The organism is Nocardia sp. NBC_01730 (assembly GCF_035920445.1).
In the GTDB taxonomy this organism is placed as follows: Bacteria; Actinomycetota; Actinomycetes; order Mycobacteriales; family Mycobacteriaceae; genus Nocardia.
The window spans coordinates 7,224,163-7,241,803 of the sequence record NZ_CP109162.1 but is presented as its reverse complement, the minus strand read 5'-3'; the positions used below and the strand labels follow the sequence as shown (position 1 = coordinate 7,241,803).

The 17,641-nt window shown below is 68.7% G+C and carries 18 protein-coding genes and 1 riboswitch; of the genes, 6 read left to right on the top strand and 12 right to left on the bottom strand.

All coding sequences use genetic code 11. The features are described 5' to 3' along the window. Positions 1–43 precede the first annotated feature (43 nt). Positions 44–154, top strand: a riboswitch (SAM riboswitch). Positions 155–236: 82 nt separating this feature from the next. Together OHB12_RS29870 and metX are read left to right on the top strand one after the other, a co-directional pair. Next, positions 237–635, top strand: a complete 399-nt coding sequence (locus tag OHB12_RS29870) for a hypothetical protein (protein WP_327112872.1) — start codon at positions 237–239, stop codon at positions 633–635. Beyond that, positions 632–1,792 (top strand): homoserine O-acetyltransferase MetX, encoded by a 1,161-nt coding sequence (gene metX / locus OHB12_RS29865; protein WP_327112870.1) that lies wholly within the window; start codon positions 632–634, stop codon positions 1,790–1,792. The genes OHB12_RS29870 and metX overlap by 4 nt, the downstream gene beginning before the upstream one ends. A gap of 66 nt (positions 1,793–1,858) precedes the next feature. On the opposite strand, the gene OHB12_RS29860 is transcribed toward metX, so the two are convergent. Beyond that, on the bottom strand, positions 1,859–2,104 hold the full coding sequence (locus OHB12_RS29860) for a DUF3017 domain-containing protein (protein ID WP_327121603.1): 246 nt from the start codon (positions 2,102–2,104) through the stop codon (positions 1,859–1,861). A gap of 271 nt (positions 2,105–2,375) precedes the next feature. On the opposite strand from OHB12_RS29860, the gene OHB12_RS29855 reads away from it, so the two are divergent. Continuing rightward, positions 2,376–2,840: a tRNA (cytidine(34)-2'-O)-methyltransferase gene (locus OHB12_RS29855; RefSeq protein WP_327112868.1), complete on the top strand. Its 465-nt coding sequence runs from the start codon at positions 2,376–2,378 to the stop codon at positions 2,838–2,840. Positions 2,841–2,894: 54 nt separating this feature from the next. Here OHB12_RS29855 and OHB12_RS29850 read toward each other — a convergent pair whose 3' ends face one another. The 4 genes from OHB12_RS29850 to OHB12_RS29835 form a co-directional block, all read right to left on the bottom strand. Continuing rightward, positions 2,895–3,125 (bottom strand): DUF167 domain-containing protein, encoded by a 231-nt coding sequence (locus OHB12_RS29850; protein ID WP_327112866.1) that lies wholly within the window; start codon positions 3,123–3,125, stop codon positions 2,895–2,897. Next, a complete protein-coding gene (locus OHB12_RS29845) occupies positions 3,082–4,083 on the bottom strand; it encodes a DUF4349 domain-containing protein (protein ID WP_327112864.1) in 1,002 nt (333 codons plus the stop codon). Before OHB12_RS29845 ends, OHB12_RS29850 begins: the two co-directional genes overlap by 44 nt. 78 nt (positions 4,084–4,161) lie before the next feature. Next, a complete protein-coding gene (locus OHB12_RS29840) occupies positions 4,162–7,518 on the bottom strand; it encodes an error-prone DNA polymerase (RefSeq protein ID WP_327112862.1) in 3,357 nt (1,118 codons plus the stop codon). A 55-nt stretch (positions 7,519–7,573) separates the two neighbouring features. Further along, positions 7,574–8,029, bottom strand: coding sequence for a hypothetical protein (locus OHB12_RS29835; protein WP_327112860.1), 456 nt, complete (start codon positions 8,027–8,029; stop codon positions 7,574–7,576). Between the two features lie 223 nt (positions 8,030–8,252). Here OHB12_RS29835 and OHB12_RS29830 point away from each other — a divergent pair, with 223 nt between their 5' ends. Next, on the top strand, positions 8,253–9,227 hold the full coding sequence (locus tag OHB12_RS29830) for an SDR family NAD(P)-dependent oxidoreductase (protein ID WP_327112858.1): 975 nt from the start codon (positions 8,253–8,255) through the stop codon (positions 9,225–9,227). 52 nt (positions 9,228–9,279) lie between these two features. Here the strand turns inward: OHB12_RS29830 and OHB12_RS29825 are convergent, their stop codons facing one another. Then, positions 9,280–10,035: an alpha/beta fold hydrolase gene (locus OHB12_RS29825; RefSeq protein ID WP_442799883.1), complete on the bottom strand. Its 756-nt coding sequence runs from the start codon at positions 10,033–10,035 to the stop codon at positions 9,280–9,282. A gap of 201 nt (positions 10,036–10,236) precedes the next feature. On the opposite strand from OHB12_RS29825, the gene OHB12_RS29820 reads away from it, so the two are divergent. Then, positions 10,237–10,947, top strand: coding sequence for a class I SAM-dependent DNA methyltransferase (locus OHB12_RS29820; protein WP_327112854.1), 711 nt, complete (start codon positions 10,237–10,239; stop codon positions 10,945–10,947). Here the strand turns inward: OHB12_RS29820 and OHB12_RS29815 are convergent. The 4 genes from OHB12_RS29815 to OHB12_RS29800 form a co-directional block, all read right to left on the bottom strand. Next, on the bottom strand, positions 10,938–12,545 hold the full coding sequence (locus OHB12_RS29815; RefSeq protein ID WP_327112852.1) for a DNA polymerase Y family protein: 1,608 nt from the start codon (positions 12,543–12,545) through the stop codon (positions 10,938–10,940). The two genes, OHB12_RS29820 and OHB12_RS29815, sit on opposite strands and share 10 nt — an antisense overlap. Continuing rightward, entirely contained in the window at positions 12,527–12,685 is a 159-nt protein-coding gene (locus OHB12_RS29810) for a hypothetical protein (protein WP_327112850.1), read from the bottom strand. The genes OHB12_RS29815 and OHB12_RS29810 overlap by 19 nt, the downstream gene beginning before the upstream one ends. Further along, on the bottom strand, positions 12,682–13,425 hold the full coding sequence (locus OHB12_RS29805; protein WP_327121601.1) for a hypothetical protein: 744 nt from the start codon (positions 13,423–13,425) through the stop codon (positions 12,682–12,684). The genes OHB12_RS29810 and OHB12_RS29805 overlap by 4 nt, the downstream gene beginning before the upstream one ends. Positions 13,426–13,655: 230 nt before the next feature. Continuing rightward, the gene (locus tag OHB12_RS29800) at positions 13,656–13,784 is read right to left on the bottom strand and encodes a hypothetical protein (RefSeq protein ID WP_327112848.1); all 129 of its coding nucleotides are present in this window, start codon (positions 13,782–13,784) and stop codon (positions 13,656–13,658) included. 199 nt (positions 13,785–13,983) lie between these two features. Here OHB12_RS29800 and OHB12_RS29795 point away from each other — a divergent pair, with 199 nt between their 5' ends. Next, on the top strand, positions 13,984–15,105 hold the full coding sequence (locus OHB12_RS29795) for a serine/threonine-protein kinase (RefSeq protein ID WP_327112846.1): 1,122 nt from the start codon (positions 13,984–13,986) through the stop codon (positions 15,103–15,105). A gap of 114 nt (positions 15,106–15,219) precedes the next feature. Here OHB12_RS29795 and OHB12_RS29790 read toward each other — a convergent pair whose 3' ends face one another. Together OHB12_RS29790 and OHB12_RS29785 are read right to left on the bottom strand one after the other, a co-directional pair. Next, complete coding sequence (locus OHB12_RS29790; RefSeq protein WP_327112844.1) at positions 15,220–15,855, bottom strand: response regulator transcription factor; 636 nt, start codon at positions 15,853–15,855, stop codon at positions 15,220–15,222. Positions 15,856–16,066: 211 nt separating this feature from the next. Then, positions 16,067–17,428: an ATP-binding protein gene (locus OHB12_RS29785; protein WP_442799882.1), complete on the bottom strand. Its 1,362-nt coding sequence runs from the start codon at positions 17,426–17,428 to the stop codon at positions 16,067–16,069. Between the last annotated feature and the right edge of the window lie 213 nt (positions 17,429–17,641).

Genomic DNA, 17,641 nt, shown 5'->3' with positions numbered 1-17,641 from the left:
AAGATTTCGAAGGCTGACCGCCTGCCAGCTATGATGCCGAAAAGGTCATGAGTGCCAGCGCCAAGCCCCGGCTCGCTGGTCGGCAACCCTCCAGCCGCGGTGGGGTGCTCCGGGTGATGACCTGGCTCCCGAAAGTCGGGAGCAAGCGCGCTCAGGAGGTCGCCGAAATGTGTTGTTGTTCACACGCACCCGGATAACCCTCCAGTACCGGCGAACACCTGCTTTGGAGCAAAACCATGAGTGATTTCACCGCACCCGCGACCGGAAACTACCTGCCGCAGGTGTCGTTCGACACTGAGCAGATTCACGTCGGACAGGTTCGTTCCGGCATGACGAGCGCTCGTACGCACAGGCAGCGACTGATCCCGACCGGGACGGTCGCCGCATTCGAGCGGCGCGGCGGCGCGGGCAAGAAGGCCGTCGGCGGGTCGGCCCCGCAGAGCCATGACCTCGGGAATGTGCGTTCTCTCGTGATTCAGCCCGCGTCTGTACAGATTGGACTGCGGACGCGTTCTCGCCTGACACCCGACGAGAAATCGACGTCAAGAGCCACCTACAGCCTGGTCCGCCCCGCAGTCGGTATCCAAGATATCGACACCGACCCTCGCGCCGGTTTCTCGGCGGCGGCGTCGTGACCGTGCGTATCGAACCGAATACCGGCCGTCCCTCCGGCGTAGTACTGCCGCCTCCGGACGGGCAGCTCGGCATCGTCGACATCGGGGACGCGCTACTGGAGAGCGGCGCGGTCGTTCCGGACGTCCACTTGGCCGTGCAGCGCTGGGGTGAGCTCTCTCCCGCGCTGGACAATGTCGTGCTTGTCGAACACGCGCTGACCGGCGATTCGCACGTCGTCGGCAGGCCCGATGGCATCCACCCGTTGCCCGGCTGGTGGGACGGGATGGTCGGTCCCGGCGCGCCGCTGGACACCGACGAATGGTGTGTGATCGCGACGAACGTGCTCGGCGGCTGTATGGGTAGCACCGGCCCGTCCACCCGCGCTCCGGACGGAAACCCTTGGGGCACACGGTTTCCGGAGATCTCCATCCGGGACCAGGTGACCGCGGAGGCGGCGCTGATGGATCTGCTCGGCATCCGGCGGCTCGCCGCCGTCGTCGGCGGGTCGATGGGCGGCATGCGGGTGCTGGAGTGGATGGTCGGCGCGCCGGAACGGGTCGCCTCCGCACTGGTGCTCGCGGTCGGCGCGCGCGCCACCGCCGACCAGATCGGCACTCAGACCACGCAGATCGCGGCGATCAAGGCCGACCCCGACTGGCAGGGCGGCGACTATCACGACACCGGCCGCGCCCCGATGGCAGGAATGGGCATCGCCCGACGCATCGCGCACCTGACCTACCGCACCGAGTCCGAGCTCGACCACCGGTTCCAGAACAAGCCCCAGGGCGACGAAGATCCGTCGCGCGGCGGCCGCTACGCGGTGCAGAGCTACCTGGACCACCAGGCCGAGAAGCTGTGCAAGCGCTTCGATCCCGCCACCTATGTACTGCTGACCGAAGCGATGAACCGCCATGACGTCGGCCGCGGGCGCGGCGGTGTCGCGGCGGCCCTCGCGGCCACACCGGTGCCCTGCGTGGTCGGCGGCGTCGACTCTGACCGGCTCTACCCGCTCTGGACCCAGCAGGAGCTGGCTGATCTGCTACCTGGCTGCGATGGGCTGGAGGTCGTACACTCGCGCGACGGGCACGACGGCTTCCTCACCGAGGCGGCCGCGGTATCGAAGCTGCTGACCGAGACCATGCGACTGGCGCGGATCGGCGTGCGCAGCGAACGGTGAACTGTGGACCTCGCCCCATGACGGGGCTTGTTGCCCGAATGTCAGCCGACACCGATCATCGCCGTGCTAGCCGACACCCATCGTGTTGATCGTGACCGCGAGGAACACGATGCTCGAGCCGAGCAGGGTCAGCGCACCCACGTCGAACGGCTTGCTACGCACCGCGAGCAGACCGACCCGCGCCGTCGGAAGGCACAGGCGGAAGGCCGCGGCCAGCAGCGTCGCACCTCCGAAGAACAACGCCCCCCGTCGCCACCGGTCGGAGGCGACGAACACCACGGCCACCATAATCACCAGCGTGACGACGACCATCGGCAGGTGGCAGCGCAGGAACTGCGCGCCCAGGCTGCTGGCGGACCGCCGCCCGGCGCTAGGAGTATCGGCATCGGTCACGGCCCGATTCTTCCAGACGCCTTCACACCGCGCCGCCGACGGGCATGCGGCTTCTGTTCAAACCTTCGCCCCTCGATGGCCTACCGGATCCGTTCGGTCGTGAAGCCGCTCGGTGCGCCTCGGATGTAGCGCATTCAATCGGATTCATTAATGCCAACCAACACTGACACGCGTGACAAGCTGATGCATTGTGTTCCACTTGATGTTCCACGAGCCCTGCATCCCGCCGAATACCGGCAACGCGATTCGGTTGATCGCGGGGACCGGGTGCCATCTGCATCTGATCGAGCCGCTCGGGTTCGATCTGTCCGAGCCGAAGTTGCGGCGAGCCGGGTTGGATTACCACGACCTGGCGTCGGTGACGGTGCACGCCGATTTGGCGGCGGCGTGGGAGGTGCTGCGCCCGGAGCGGATCTATGCGTTCACCACGCAGGCCACCACCAGGTTCACCGATGTGGCCTACCGCGAGAACGATGTGCTGCTGTTCGGGACCGAGCCCTCCGGGCTGCCGGAGGAGGTGCTCGCGGACCCTCGGATCACCGACCGGCTGCGGATCCCGATGCTGCCTGGACGCCGCTCGATGAATCTCTCGAACGCGGCGGCGGTGACAGTGTACGAGGCGTGGCGCCAGCTCGGGTTTCCCGGCGGGGTGTAGACCTCGTGCCGGGTCCCAGGTGAAAGGCATTGTCCGTCAGGGGAATCTGCGCTGTCAGAGGTCGATTTCGAATCGTTTGAAACGCGACGCGGCGCCCGCCACCAGCCGGACCGCGGACTTGGGCACACCGTAGTGCACGGCGAGCAGCTCGATCGCGGCCTTGTTGGCCTTGCCTTCGACGGCGGGAGCCCGCACGTACAGTTGCAGGCTCCCGTCGTCGAGGGTTTCCACCAGCGGGCCCTTACGGCTGTTCGGCTTGATCGTCGCCCTTACTACCGTCGGCACCCTTGTCTCCTGCGCTGGTTTCCGCGCCTTGCGAGGGTTCGGCGCTGGTCGAGGGCTCCGCGGGAGCCGGTGCCGATTCTCCCCCACCGCGCGCGGCCTTCCTGCGCCGCGGCACCAGCCGGGCGATGCCCCACACCAGGGCGGCGATCACCAGCAGGAAACCGAGCCACGGTATTGCCTTGCCGGTGAACACGACCGCGTCCTTCAGCCAGTCCACCAGCGAGTGCCAGCCGGAGACGACGCCGTCCCAGAAGCTGTCGGCGTCGTCGTCGGACTTCTTGTCTCCGGTGGTGATATCGATGGTCAGCGTGGACAGGGCGACCTGATCGTCGAGATGCCGCTTCTGCGCCGTGAGGCTGTCGAGCTCACCCTGGCGGCTGGTCATCGCCTTCTCCGCATTGAGCAGGTCGGCGGTGTTGGTGGCGCCCGCGATAAGCGCGCGCAGCCGGTCGATCGAAGCCTGCAGCGCCTTGATCCTGGCGTCCAGGTCCTCCCACTGCATGGTGACGTCGTCCCGATTGGTGCTGACCCCCGTGACGTGCCCGATGCCGCCGAGGGCATCGATGAAGGTGTCGGTCTTGTCGGCGGGCACCCGGACGGTGAGCGTGGCGCTCGGCTCGTCGTCGTCGGTGCCGGGCTGCTCGGTGCGGCTGTCGATCCGGCCGCCCACCTCGCGCACCCGATCGGCGATTGTGCCCGCCGCGGCGATGGGCGCGTCGGCGGTGATCTCGACGCTGCCGGTGACGACCTCTTTGCGCAGCGAAACCGTGTCACCGCCGGAGTTGTTGTCCCGCTTCGGGGGCGCCTGCTCACGTAGCCCAGGGGGCATGACTGCGGGGGCGGGGCCAGTGGCCATCGACGACGACCGGTCCAGTGCGGGCTTCGCCGCGTCGTCTCCGCAGCCGACGAGCAGTGTCAACCCCAGCAGCCCGATAGCGAGCACAGCAAGCTTCCTCATGGCTCGCACAGTAGCCGCCCGCACTGCGCGAACAGCCCCGAATAATCCTTCTCTAGAACGCTTCTAACCGTTCTCTAATCAGCGGAAGTCGCGCGATCTCGACTCCATCCGCAGATCCAAGCGCTGCAGGTGTTCGGCGACAACGCTGACCGCGCCTTCGGCATTCTGCACCCGGCCGCGGATGAGCAGGGCGGGAGCGCCCTGGGCGAGACGGCGGTAGCGGCTCCACAGACCCACCGAGCAGACGACGTTCACCATGCCGGTTTCATCCTCCAGGTTGAGGAAGGTGACGCCCGCGGCGGTGGCGGGGCGCTGCCGGTGCGTCACCGCGCCGCCCACCAGGACGCGCGAGCCGTCGGGGACGTCGAGCAGGCCGGAGGCCGGTGTGACGCCGAGGGCGTCGAGCCGAGGGCGTAGGAACTGGGTCGGATAGCTGTCCGGGGAGACACCCGTGGCCCAGACGTCGGCGGCGGCCATTTCCAGATCGCTCATACCGGGCAGAGCGGGCGCGGTGGTGGCCGCACCGGTGCCGGGCAGCCGGTCCGGACGTTCGCCTGCGGCGGCGCCCGCCGCCCACAGGGCTTCCCGGCGCGTGCTGCCGAGGCTGCCGAGCGCACCGGCCGTAGCGAGGGATTCCGCTTGGGCGACAGTGAGTTCCACTCGTCCGGTCAGGTCGAGGAAAGAGATGTAGGGCCGCTCACCCCTGGCGGCGACGATGCGTTCGGCGAGGTCAGTGCCGATATGGCGGACGGCAGCGAGGCCGAGGCGCACCTCGGTGCCCTTCGCTTCGAGGGTGGGTTCGGCGCGGCTGGCGTTGATGTCGGGGCCATGCACCGCGACGCCGTGCCTGCGGGCATCGGCGACCAGGGACTGTGGCGAGTAGAAGCCCATCGGCTGAGCGCGCAGCAGACCCGCGCAGAAGGCGGCGGGGTGATGCAGCTTGAACCAGGCCGAGTAGAACACGATCGAGGCGAAGCTCTGCGAATGACTTTCCGGGAAACCGAAATTCGCGAAAGCGTAGAGCTTCTCGTAGATGCGGTCGGCGACTTCGCCGGTGATGCCGTGCCGCTCGCGCATGCCCTGGTAGAGCCGTTCCCTCAGGCGGTTCATCCGTTCCGGAGACCGCTTGGAGCCCATGGCTCGGCGCAGCTGATCGGCCTCGACGGCGGTGAACCCGGCGACATCGACGGCCATCTGCATGAGCTGCTCCTGGAACAGCGGAACGCCGAGGGTGCGTTCCAGCGAATTCCGCAGCGCCGGATGGTCGTAGACGATCTCCTCCGCCCCGTTGCGACGCCGGATGTAGGGGTGCACCGAACCGCCCTGGATGGGACCCGGACGGATCAGCGCCACCTCGACCACCAGGTCGTAGAAGCTCCGCGGTTTCAGCCGGGGCAACGTGGCCATCTGCGCACGCGACTCGACCTGGAAGACACCCACCGAGTCCGCGCGCGACAGCATCTCGTAGACGGCGGGTTCGGCCAGATCCAACGTGTGCAGCTCGACGGTCTCGCCCTTGTGCTCGCGCACCATGTCGATCATGTAGTGCAGCGCGGAGAGCATGCCGAGTCCGAGCAGGTCGAACTTCACCAGATCGATGGCGGCGCAATCATCCTTGTCCCATTGCAATACGCTGCGGCCGGGCATGCGCGCCCACTCCACTGGGCAGACGTCGGCGATCGGCCGGTCGCAGATCACCATGCCGCCGGAGTGGATGCCCAGATGCCGCGGCAGCCCCTCGATGTCGGCGGCCAGCTCCAGCACCTCGGCGGGAATTTCGGTGTTCGACTCGGCGCCGACGCCCATCCAGCGGCTCACCTGCTTGCTCCACGCGTCCTGCTGGCCCGGCGAAAATCCCAGTGCCCGTGCGGCATCGCGCACCGCGGACTTGCCACGATAGGTGATCACGTTGGCCACCTGCGCGGCGTACTCGCGGCCGTACCGGGCGTAGACGTGCTGGATTGCCTCTTCGCGACGGTCGGATTCGATGTCGACGTCGATATCGGGTGGCCCGTCACGTTCCGGAGAGAGGAACCGCTCGAACAGCAGCTGGTTGCGCACCGGGTCGACATTGGTGATGCCGATCGCGTAGCAGACCGCGGAGTTGGCCGCCGAACCGCGCCCCTGGCAGAGGATGCCGTTGTCCTTGCAGAAGCCGACGATGTCGTGCACCACCAGGAAGTAGCCGGGGAACTCCAGGGCGTTGATCACCGCGAGTTCGTGCTCGATCTGCTCATACGCTTCTGGGTTGAGCTTCGGATCGCCGTAGCGCCGCGCGGCACCCGCCAGGGCGAGTTCGCGGAGCCAGGACTGCTCGTCGTGTCCGGAAGGCACGTCGAACGGCGGCAGTTTCGGGGCGATCAGCTTCAGGTCGAAAGCGCATTCGCGGGCCAGCGCCGCCGCGTTCGCCACCGCACGGGGACATTCAGCGAACAGCCGCACCATCTCCGCCCCGGAACGCAGATGCGCGCCGCCCGCGGGCGCAAGCCAGCCCGCCACCTCGTCCAGACTCTGCCGCGCCCGGATCGCCGCGAGCGCCATGGCTCGCCTGCGCTGCCCCGGCGCGGCGAAATGCGCTCCGGTACTGGCGAGCACGGGCAGGCCGAGGCGATCGGCCATGGCGAGGAGGTGGGCGTTGCGCTCATCGTCCTCCGGGATGCCGTGGTGGGTGAGTTCCACGCTCACCCGCTCGGTGCCGAAGCGTTCGGTCAGGTCACGCAGCGCGGCCTCCGCGTGCACGAGACGTGCGCTTCCGGTGCGTAAGTCGCGCTCCAGCGCCTGGCGGAGGTGCCCCTTTCGGCAGCCGGTCAGGATGTGCCAGTGCCCCTCGGCCGCGGCGGTGAGCGCGTCCAGGTCATAGCGCAGGATTCCTTTCTCCCCCGCGGCCAGGTGCGCGGCCGCGATCGCACGGGACAGTCGGCGGTAGCCCTCCTGGCCACGGGCCAGCACCAGCAGGTGCGGGCCGGCCGGATCCGGCGAGCCGGTACGCGCCGCCGAGTCGGCGACGTGCCCGCATTCCGTCGTGGAACCGCGCGGCTCGGGCTGGACGCCGAGTGACAGCTCGGCACCGAAGACCGTGGGTATCCCCCACTCCTTGGCCGCCTCGGCGAAGCGGACGGTGCCGTAGAAGCCGTCGTGGTCGGTGAGCGCGATCGCCTCCAGGCCGAGCCGCACCGCCTCCTCCACCAGTTCCTCCGGCTGGCTCGCCCCGTCCAGAAAGCTGTAGGCCGAATGCGCGTGCAGCTCCGCGTACGGCACCGACGGTTCGTCGGCGCGCTCGACCGGCTCGGGCCGGTACTCGGCGCGCTTGCGCGACCATGCCGGGCTGTCGCCACCGTCACCGGGCTGCATGGTGTCCGGGCCGGTCCGTCCAGGCCGCCCGGACAGCACCCGCTCCATTTCCGCCCAGCTCGGCGGTCCGTTGCCCCAGCCCATACCGCACCTCCTCGCGATCGAACATACATTCGAATAATGGCGCTGTACAGCAAGGTCAGGAGCCCGGGAGACGCTCCGTGGAACCGGCGGCGAGGACGGCTTCGACGCTACGGAGCCGACTCCGGATCAAAGCGCCGTAGGCGTCGGCGGCGAGGACGTCGAGATGCCCGCGAGCGATGGCCAGTTGCATCCGGGCGACCTCGAACTCACCGACGCGACGATGACTGTCGGCCAGGTTCAGATACAGCGAGGGAAGAAAACCGCGCAGGCCTTCATCGAGCGGAATACCGGGCCCGAACACCGCGGCAAGCGCCCGCTGATCCCAGCGCAGCGCGTCGGCGGCCTCGTCCTGCAGGTCGGCCAAGTGGTGCGCGATCACGCAGCGGTGCAACGCGTCCGCGTGTTCACCGAGTTCATTCCACAGCTTTTCCAGCGCCTGCCGCGCCGCCGTCGAGTCAACGCCACCGAGCCGCACCGCGGCAAAAACCTCCGCCATCCGATCGTCCGCCATGCGCCGAGTATCGCACATATGTTCGATTGATTCGAGAGCCGTTCGATCCGACTCGCCGCACCGGAACCCCTCATACATGGAGGATCTCGAACACGCCGCCCGCGCCGGCGCGACCCGCCATCACGGCGAAAGCGGCCGACCCCGGAACGTGACCAGGACCACTCGGCGAGTAAACTTACTTCGAAGTAAGTTAATGCCGACTCGACCCTGCAAAGGAGCAGCGATGTCCGAAACATCCGCTGAGACCGCCGGCTTTCGCGGGCAGATCCGGCGCCACCGCCGCAACCGAGACCTAGCCGAACGGCATGTCCTCATCACCGGAGCCTCGTCCGGGATCGGACGAGCCGCGGCGTCGGCCGTCGCACGCAAGGGCGCCACCGTGTTCCTGCTCGCGCGCCGCGGCGACGAACTCGCCACCCTGATCGATGAGATCAGGGCCGCGGGCGGCGTCGCTTACGCATACCCGTGCGACATCACCGATTCCGACTCCGTCGAGCACACCGTCAAGACCATCCTGGACGAGCACGGCCACGTCGACATGCTGGTGAACAATGCGGGCCGATCCATCCGCCGCGCCATCCATCGCTCCACCGACCGGCTGCACGATTTCGAACGCACCATGGCGGTCAACTACTTCGGCGCGCTGCGGCTGACACTGGCCCTGCTGCCACAGATGCGGGAACGCAAGTTCGGGCACATCGTCAACATCAGCAGCGCTGGCGTGCAGGTGGCCACGCCACGGTTCTCGGCATATCTGGCCAGCAAGGCGGCGCTGGACAAGTTCACCGAGGTGGCCGCGATCGAAACCATGGCCGACGGCGTCACTTTCACCACAATCCACATGCCGCTGGTGCGCACCCCGATGATCACCCCGAGCGGCGATCAGGGCCCCTCCGAGTCTCCCGAGTGGGCGGCAGCGACGATCGTGCGCGCACTGACCGAACGCCCCAAGCGCATCGACGTGCCGCTGGGCACCATCGCCGAATACAGCGCCCTGATCACCCCGAATATCCGCGACCGAATCCTGCACCGCTACTACCGTGCCATGCCGGACTCCCCCGCCGCCAAGGGCGAGCACACGGAACATGCCGAACCCGTAGCCCCCCGACCGGAGCCATGGCCACGGTCGACGGCCCTCCGCGTCACCAACACCGCCCTGCGTCGGGCGGCCCGCTGGGTTCCCGGCACGCACTGGTAATCACGGGCAGCAGCCGCACCGTGCTGCTGGAACCCGGACGCCGCACACTGTGTCAGCCCGCCAGGAATGGGCGGACCACCGCGGCGAACTCCTGGTAACGGTCGCGGTGGATGCTGTGGCCGCAGGTAAACGCCACCACAGTGCAGTCAGGGATACCGGCCTGCAGGGCGGGCAGCTTCTCCGGATCGACCATGCCGCCGGGACCGCCGTGCAGCACCAGCGTCGGCGCGGTGATGTCGGAGAGCCGGTCCCACCACTCCGGGTTCGGCTTGCGAAACTGCTCCAGCGCGGTCCTTGTCATGGACCGGTCGAACGTGAGCACCGCACGCGGGTGCCTGGCAAGACTCGACGTGGCATGCCACAGTTCGGGCACGGTCGGGAAGCGGCGGGTCAGCCGCATTTCCTCGGCACCGGACCGCAGTGGCAGCGGGCACTCCTCGATAACCAGCCTGCGCACCAGCTCCGGCCGCTCCTGCGCGACGCAGGACGTCGCGTAGCCGCCGAGCGAATGCCCGACCAGATCGACCGAGGTCAGTTCCAGCCGATCGCAGAGTCGTAGCAGGTCGGTGCCGAAGTCGTCGAAACGGTAGGAATCGGTGTGCGAGCTACGACCGTGTCCGCGTAGGTCGGGAATGACCACCCTGCGCCCGGACCGCACCAGGACACGGGCGAACCGGTCCCAGGTGTGCCCGTCGCCACCCATGCCGTGCACCAGCATCACGGGAACGTCGCTGACCGCGCCGACCCCCGAATCCCGGTAGGCGATCCGCACGTCTCCGAATGCCACCCGGTCCACCGTCAGATCCACGACTTTCGAGGATACTTGCCGTCATTCGTGAGTTGTAGCGCGGATCACTCGAATGTGCTGCGGTGCCGCCGAATCAGGCACGCCGAAAATCGAAGCGGGCCGAAGCTCCCGGTGGGCAACCTGTTTCGGCGGACAGCCCCACCACGCGCCCGGTCGGTAAATTCCTGGCGCGGAATCGAGCTCGGGAGAATACTTCGCCGCATGCCGTCCTTCGCCGATTTCGACCGTCGCCATTACCGCACCGTCGACGTGACCAGCGGGTACGACGGATGGGCGCCGACCTACGAGCAGACGGTACTGGACGAGATGGATCTCGCGCTGCTGGGGCGACTGCGGCGACTGGACCCCGGACGGGTGCGGCGGGCGGCCGACCTTGGCTGCGGCACCGGGCGGACCGGAGCCTGGCTGCGGAAACACGGGATCTCACACATCGACGGTGTCGACATGAGCCCGGGGATGCTGGAGCAGGCCATCCAACGCGGGGCCCACACCACGCTGACCGAAGGCGACGTGCGGGCCACGGGGCTGACCGAGGGCGCCTACGACCTGGTGATCGCCTCGCTGATCGACGAGCACCTGCCGGAACTGGCGCCGCTCTACGCGGAGGCGTGGCGGCTGGCCGCGCCGGGAGCGCTGTGCGTGCTGGTCAGCTACCATCCGCAATTCATCATGGTGTCCGGCATGCCGACGCACTACACAGGCGCCTCCGGGGAGCCGGTGGCGATCAGCACGCATCTGCATCTGTTCAGCGAGCACATGTCGGCCGGGTTGGCCGCCGGGTGGGTGCTCACCGAGGTCGCCGAGGCGCTGGTGGACGACGCGTTCCTGACGCGGAAGCCGAAATGGGCCGACCTGCGCGGACATCCGTTCACCATGGCGACGGTTTGGTCTCGCCCTGGGTTTCAGCCGTAAAGTCCTTCGGCACACCAGGTTTCGTCGTAGTAGACCAGCAGCAACACTCGGACGTCGGAGGGCTCGCCGTCGAGCTGGACCTGTGCGCGGGCAATGCATTCGGCGGGGGTGTCGTCCGAATCCAGCGCCCACCAGCGTTCGTCCACCGGCCACGGCCCCGCCCAACCGGTCAGCCGCCACTGTCGACTTCCCCAGCGCAGCAGCGCGGGGTCGGCGTCGAACATGGCGCGGTCGGTGACTTTGACGGGGGTGCCGTCGGCGGCTTCCAGACGCACCAGCGGACGGTTCAGCAGGATCACGGCGGGTGCGGGCTCGGGCAGGCGGCCAGGCCAGGGCTGCGCGGGATCGGCCGCGGGGACGAGTTCGTCACCCAGTGCGACCATGGTGATGCGCTCGGCGGGCCCGCGTCCGCCGCTGAGCACGCCGACCCGCACCGCTTCCCCGCCGAGCAGACCCTGCACCCGGATCAACGCGCGGCGGGCCCGCTCGTCCTCCTCGCCGACCCCGCCCCACAACCCGAGTTGCAGCGCGCCCGCCGCGACCACTTCGACGGGTTCCAGCCGCAGGATGGTGATCGACGCGGTGGGCCGTCCACCGTCCCGCCGGGTGAGCCAGCCGTCCAGCTGCCAGCGCACCCGGTCCGCAGTGCCCTCCGGGGTCAACGGCTCGGCACACCGCCAGGTACGCGAAAGCTCCTCCCCAGCCTCGGTTTCCGCGAACACCGACAGCCTGGTGCAGGCCAGCCCGGCATCCGCGAGCGCGGTGTGCAGGCGGGTGGCGAGCAGGCGACCGGCGAAGGCGGCAGCATCGACCCGCTCGATCGGCGGATCGCAGCGGTGCTCCACCACCAGATCCGGCGATGGCCGCCGCGCGGACGGCGGACGTTCCGGCTCGGCCCGCGCACAGCGATGCGCGCGCTCGGCGTCGGCGCCGAACCGGGAGGCGACCTCGGTCGTGGACAGTGCGGCGAAATCACCGACTCGGCGTAAACCCAAGCGGTGCAACAGATCGACCAGGTCGGCGCGCTCCGGCGCGGCCAGGCTCGGCTCGACCGCGAGTTCGCCCACCGGCAGCGGCGCGAGAAACCGCGCCCCCGCACCGGCGGGCACGATCGCGGCACGGCGGGCCGCGATCACCGCCGTGGACAGCTCGTCGGCGATTCCGATCTGCGTCTCCACCCCGACCGCGGCCGCCGCGTCGATGAGACGCTCGGCCGCCGCCTCCTCGGACCCGAAGAACCGCGCAGCACCGCGCGCACCGAGCACGAGCAGCCCGGGGCGAAGCACCTCCACTCCGGGCACCGTCGCGGCCACGGCCGCAACCACCGGCTCGAACAGTCGCGCGTCCCGATCCGGATCCGCTTGCGCGAGAAACAGCTCGGGGCATCGTGCCTGCGCCTCCCTCCGCCGCAGCCCCCGGCGCACGCCCTCCGCCCGCGCAATCGCCGAACACGCCACCACCCGGTTGGCGAACAGCACCGCCACCGGCCGCGTCGTGGGGAGTTCCGCCATCGCCGCGGCGGCGACCGCGGGCCAATCCGGACACCACAGGGCAAGCACCCGCTTCGAGCTCGGCCGAATCACGGTCCCGCACCGCATTCGTCGATCGCCGCACCGTTGCCCGCGCCACCTACGCTCGCACCATCGGCACCACCCCAGCCCGCGCCGCCCACATCCCCGCCCGCGCCGGTGACACCGAAAAACCGGTTGCCGCGTAGGGGTCGGCTCAGGGAACTCATGACACCGCCTCGCGCGCCGGGGCCGTTTCGACTGTTCGAGCGGACTTTTCGTGCAGCACCCATTCCACGCGTCCCGCGTTCGGGCACAACTCGAGCAGCCCGCGCCGCGGCGGCCCCGCCTTGCCGCGCACCTCGACCGCGAGGCCGAGCGACCGCAGCCGCCCGCGACCGTGGCCGAGACCGACGTAGCCCGCGATACGGGCATCGAGCCGGAGAGACGCTCCGGGCCAGCGGCCGTCGGCGACCACGAGGGTGGCACCCTTGTTGCGGGCGCGGGCCGCGATGACCCGGGTGCGGGCGGGCGGGACGGCGGTGCCGCCGAGCCCGAGCACGATCAGGTCGAGCCCGTCGAGCAGCACCGCGGCCACCTCCACCGGGTCCGGGCCGGGATCGGCGACCACGGCCAGCCGCCGCAGCTGAGCCCCCATCTCCACCGCGGCGAGCAGCCCGAGCCGCGGCATCCCGACCACCGCGGCATGACAGCCGCCCTCGGTCACGGCAGCGAGCAGACCCGCCAGCAGCGAACTGGCCCCCGTATACGCCACGACCGAGCCCTTGACCAAGCCACCACCGGGCAACAGCGGTGCGAGCGCAGACGGCACCGGCAGCACCTCCTTGCGCAGTTCAGCGCCGAGCGGGACCCGCTCCGCCGCCAATTCGCCGCGACCGGGTACCGCAGCGATGCGTCTGCGCAGTTCAGAAAGCGAAGGCAGGTCTTCACGCCGGTTTCCGCGCGGCATCGCGCCACCGCTTATCCCCTCCTGCGATGTCGCATCCGAACCCATCTCTACCACCCACTTCCCACGATGGACCCGAGGCGAAGCATGCGGAGCGACCCCTGCGATCCGAGAGGCCAGCACCGATTCAGCTATCGATCTGTATCGAATATACGTTCGATATCGACCCAGTAGAAACCGACCCCCAGGTTTCGTCAAGAGCCGACCACGCCCACGATTTCGCAACGAGCCCGTTATCCCCAGGCGCCGATCGAGGCCGAGGGTGGCACCGCCACGCCGTACGCGGTCAGGTCGGCGAGAAGTGCGCATGCCTCTTCGGCGCCGACGACCACACACGATTCGATCGCCGACCGCGCGGGCATTCGCCGCTACCCGATGCGGTGCGAATCCGGCACGTGCCCGGCTACGACACCCACCGACTATTCATCGGTACGGTGAATGGCACGCATCCGAACCGGTTGCCCCAAGGGTGGCCGTGGCAAGCCCACAGTGCCTCACGTCTCGTCCCGGCGTGGGCACGAATCAGGCCCGCTGGCCTCATTTTCCGCTACCCTCGCACCCGTGACAGAACGCGCTCGTCCCACTGTCGGCCCCGATTACCTCGTCGCAGGCCGTTATCGTCTGCAGTCGAAGCTCGGCGGCGGCGGCATGGGCGCGGTCTGGCTGGCGCACGACCGCCTACTCGACCGGGATGTCGCGATCAAACAGGTCCTCACCACGGCCGGGCTCGACGAGGAAGAAGCCAACGCGGTCCGCAACCAGATCATGCACGAGGGCCGGGTCGCGGCCAAGCTCTCGCATGGGCACGCCATCGCCGTGTACGACGTGGTGCTCGAGGCCGGTGAGCCCTGGCTGGTGATGGAACACCTGCCCTCGCGCAACGTTGCGAGAGCGCTGGCGTTGGTCGACACGCTGCCGCCGATCGAGGTCGCGCAGATCGGCGCGCAGGTCGCCGATGCACTGGCCACCGCACACGCCGCAGGCATCGTGCACCGAGATATCAAACCGGGCAACATTCTTGTGGCCGACCGGGGTCCCGTTGTCGGCATGGCCAAACTCAGCGATTTCGGGATCTCCCGCGGCGCGGGCGATCTGTCCGACGAACCGGACGGCGTGATCACCGGCACCCCCTCCTACCTACCACCGGAGGTGGCGCGCGGCGCGCGACCGACCAAGGCGAGCGATGTGTTCTCGCTCGGCGCCACGCTCTACACCGCGATCGAGGGGCAGCCGCCGTTCGGTTTCGACGAGAACAGCGACGTCATCGTGCAGCGCGCCGCTATGGCGCAGATCATCCCGCCGAGCCGCAGCGGGGTGCTCACCCAGGCATTGCTGCACATGATGGAGCCCGCGCCGCAGCGACGTCCAACCATGGCCGAGGCGAGGGATGAAATCCTCACTGCCGCTTTCGGTCCCGGCACCGGACCGTACATCCTCGGTGCTCCGGTACGAACCGAAGACGGAACCATCCCCGCCTGGGCAGCACGCAATTCCGCATCCGGCCTGCGCAGCCCCCACTCCGCTCCGCTCCCCCGCCCGCACCGCAATCCCGTGGGGGCCACCGCGGCCGCACCACCCCAACGCGCCAAAACCGCCCAGCCGAGCAATGCCCCGCTCGCCATCGCCGTAGGCCTCCTCATCGGCCTGATCATCATGATCGCCGTCATCGTCGCCGTCATGTAGCCCGCGGGGCCGCAGCCGCCCTGCATGCGTTCGAGACGGACTCTTCGCACTCCCGGTAGGTCCTCCCCCACGCCCCGTGGCGCATGCGGGGAGTTGTGCCGGCTTGTGAACGGTTCAGTCGATGCGGCGGCGGTGGGCCCAGCGGGTCAGGGCGTTGCGATTGGACTGCTGGGTTTTGCGGAGCACGTTAGAGGCGTGGGTCTCCACGGTTTTGACTGATATGAAGAGAGATTCGGCGATTTCACGATAGGTGTAGCCGCGGGCAAGCAGGCGCAGGACTTCCAGTTCACGGGGCGTCAGGGAGTCCAGTTCGGGGTCGAGCGGTGGCTCGGGCACCGGGGACTTTCCGGTGAACGAGTCGAGCACGAAGCCGGCCAGCCGGGGGCTGAAGACCGCGTCGCCGCCAGCCACCCGGCGAATGCCGTCCGCCAATTCGGATCCCGAAATCGTCTTGGTCACATACCCTCTGGCTCCGGCTCGGATCACCGCGATCACATCCTCGGCGGCGTCGGACACGCTCAGCGCCAGGCATACCGGCCCCGGTTCGATGCTCGACAGCACCGCGACCCCACCCCCGTCGGGCATGTGCACGTCGAGCAGGACGACATCCGGTCGCGCCGCGTTGATCCCCGCGACCGCGTCGGCCACCCCACCGGCCTCGCCGACCACCTCCATGTCGGTTTCCCGGCTCAGCTCCGCACGCACACCCGACCGGAACACGGCGTGATCATCAACGAGAAAGACCCGCACACTCTCCCACCTCTCCGCGTCTTTTGGCCGTACTAGTTGGGTGACCCGGGATTTGCGTTCAGGTCCTACGTTGGGTACCACCCGTGTTCTGGGAGTACCCGGTGAGTTACCCATGTCCGCGCGAAATCAGTTGTCCGGTTTGCCTTGCTACCTTAGCCGTCCGCGGGACCTCGTTACCTTGCGGGCACACCGGTTGTCCTGGCATCGGCGTCTACACCGGTTCAGTCATCGCCGTGGCGGACACCGGAGAATCCTGGGATGCGGCGGTGGCATTCGGTTCGCCATCCTGACCGTCGGAATCGCTGCGCGGCATGATTATGCGAACCTCGGTGCCACGGCCCGGTGTCGACAAGATTTCCACCTGGCCGCCGCGGCGCTCGATTCGGCCGTGGACGGATTTGGCCAGGCCCTGGCGGTCCTGGGGCACGGACGTGAGGTCGAATCCGGCGCCGCGGTCGCGAACGAAGATGCTCACCTGGTGGAGTTCGGTCTCGGCGAACAGGTCGATTTCCGGGACGCCCGCGTGTTTCGCAGCGTTGACCAGCGCCTCCCTGCTCGCGCCGAGCAGCGCGGTGAAGTGCTCCTTCGGGAGGCCGGACCCGCTGCCGTCGGTGTCCATCGAGACGTCTCCCACGGTGACCGGCGTCACCTTCACACCGTGCTGGTCCTCCACCTCGCCCGCGATGGTGCGCAGGGCGGCCGCCAGACTCGACTGGGCCGGAGCGGAGTCCTCGAACAGCCACTTGCGCAGTTCCCGCTCCTGGCTGCGGGCCAGCCGCACCACCTCCTGCGAGTCGTCGGCCTGCCGCTGGATGAGAGCGAGGGTCTGCAAGACCGAATCATGCAGGTGGGAAGCGATCTCCTCACGTTCCTCGTTGCGGATGCGGGCGGCGCGCTCAGCGTTCAGTGCACGCATCATGCGCAGCCACAGCGGGACGGTCAGCAGTCCGGCGCCGACCAGCGTGACCGCCACCGCGATCAGCGCGGACCCGAGCGAACTCAGATCGATCCTGGCCAGCACCACCACACCGAGACCAACCACCACCAGGGTCGCGCCGGCGACGATGCGCGACCAGGTCACCACCGAAGGCCGCGCGGGCAGACCGAGCAACGAGCGTGGCCCGTCGACGTCGTATTCCCGCCACACCAGCGCCGCGCCGATCGCGACCACGATGACCGGCGCGATCACCTTCGCCGCCGTCCCGCTGAACATCCAGGACACGGCGACCGCGAGACCGAGCCCGAGCATGGCGAGCCCGATGGCCTGGCGCCGCTCCGCGCCGGAGGGCTTCACCAGGTCCGAGCCACCCGGCGTGAAGATCCACAGCAGCCCGTACGCGACGATGCCCGCCCCCGCCAGCGCGGAAAGCAGCACGAACGCCATCCGCACCTTGAACACGTCGACACCGAGATGATCAGCGATACCGCCTGCCACCCCGCCGACGATCCGGCCACCCGACCGGCGCACCATCCGCACCGGCGGCTCCTGCCCCAGGACCAGCGCGGGCGCGGGGCCGAGCCCGCGCACAGCGTCGAACCCCCGAATGTCGAACGCGGGAACGGACGGGTACATACCTTCGATACTGGCACGAGCACCCGACCGCCGACATCGGGATTCACCCTGATCCCGCCATATCACCCATGCCGACCCGTGCCTGAACGCGCGGGGTCGCGCGGGGTTCGATGCCTCGATCACGTCGTAGCCGAACAGTTGCGTGTTCAGTTGACAGTCCAAAGGGATCCGGAGATTTTTCAGGGTTCCCCCCGATGTGCCGGTGCGCGAATC

Coding starts and splice junctions, on each gene's coding strand:
- OHB12_RS29785 (WP_442799882.1), bottom strand. CDS start 17,428: ATGTACCCGTCCGTTCCCGCGTTCGACATTCGGGGGTTCGACGCTGTG.
- OHB12_RS29835 (WP_327112860.1), bottom strand. CDS start 8,029: ATGGCGGACGATCGGATGGCGGAGGTTTTTGCCGCGGTGCGGCTCGGT.
- OHB12_RS29830 (WP_327112858.1), top strand. CDS start 8,253: ATGTCCGAAACATCCGCTGAGACCGCCGGCTTTCGCGGGCAGATCCGG.
- OHB12_RS29820 (WP_327112854.1), top strand. CDS start 10,237: ATGCCGTCCTTCGCCGATTTCGACCGTCGCCATTACCGCACCGTCGAC.
- OHB12_RS29840 (WP_327112862.1), bottom strand. CDS start 7,518: ATGGGCTGGGGCAACGGACCGCCGAGCTGGGCGGAAATGGAGCGGGTG.
- OHB12_RS29805 (WP_327121601.1), bottom strand. CDS start 13,425: ATGCCGCGCGGAAACCGGCGTGAAGACCTGCCTTCGCTTTCTGAACTG.
- OHB12_RS29870 (WP_327112872.1), top strand. CDS start 237: ATGAGTGATTTCACCGCACCCGCGACCGGAAACTACCTGCCGCAGGTG.
- OHB12_RS29860 (WP_327121603.1), bottom strand. CDS start 2,104: ATGGTCGTCGTCACGCTGGTGATTATGGTGGCCGTGGTGTTCGTCGCC.
- OHB12_RS29810 (WP_327112850.1), bottom strand. CDS start 12,685: ATGAGTTCCCTGAGCCGACCCCTACGCGGCAACCGGTTTTTCGGTGTC.
- OHB12_RS29815 (WP_327112852.1), bottom strand. CDS start 12,545: ATGCGGTGCGGGACCGTGATTCGGCCGAGCTCGAAGCGGGTGCTTGCC.
- OHB12_RS29800 (WP_327112848.1), bottom strand. CDS start 13,784: ATGCCCGCGCGGTCGGCGATCGAATCGTGTGTGGTCGTCGGCGCCGAA.
- OHB12_RS29845 (WP_327112864.1), bottom strand. CDS start 4,083: ATGAGGAAGCTTGCTGTGCTCGCTATCGGGCTGCTGGGGTTGACACTG.